Source organism: Photobacterium marinum (assembly GCF_000331515.1).
GTDB lineage: Bacteria > Pseudomonadota > Gammaproteobacteria > Enterobacterales > Vibrionaceae > Photobacterium > Photobacterium marinum.
Genome location: NZ_AMZO01000060.1, coordinates 1 through 539, shown reverse-complemented (window position 1 = coordinate 539; position 539 = coordinate 1). Strand labels below are relative to the sequence as shown.

The 539-nt window shown below is 51.2% G+C and carries 1 pseudogene; it reads right to left on the bottom strand.

Going from position 1 to position 539, the window contains the following annotated elements:
* A pseudogene (locus C942_RS24080) lies at nt 1-539 on the bottom strand (calcium-binding protein); the annotation flags it as partial.

The following is a 539-nucleotide window of genomic DNA, read 5'->3' as shown; positions in this document are numbered from 1 at the left end:
CAAAGGTCACTGAGCCGACGCTTTCGAACTTAGCCTGATCCGTCTCAGCTTCCGGCTCACGCAGGACCGACAGCTTCAGATCATAACCGCTGCGTTCGAACCACAGGTTCTGCCAGTCAACACCGTTGAAGACGATATTGTCTTCACTGCGGATATCTTCAACCAGGTTGTCAATGACGTTACCGCTGACAATGAAACTGTCAACATCTTCGCCACCCTTAAAGGTGTTCTGGTAACCGCCCAGCACCATCATGTCACGGCCTTGGCCGCCATCAAACTGACTGAACTTAGATATCGCAGCCGCAATCAGGTGATCATCACCCTCACCGCCGTTCAATACCGCATGGTAGCCCATCAGCTTGATAACATCGTTGCCTGCACTGCCGTTGACACGGTTATAGTTACCGAAGACATTGGCAAAGTCGTTACCGCCACCCAGTTCAACCTGGTTGTTATTACCGATAGTCACTGAGTAATCCTGATCTTCGCCGGTATCAACACGGTTGAAGTTACCGGATGTCACGACATAATCACGGCCG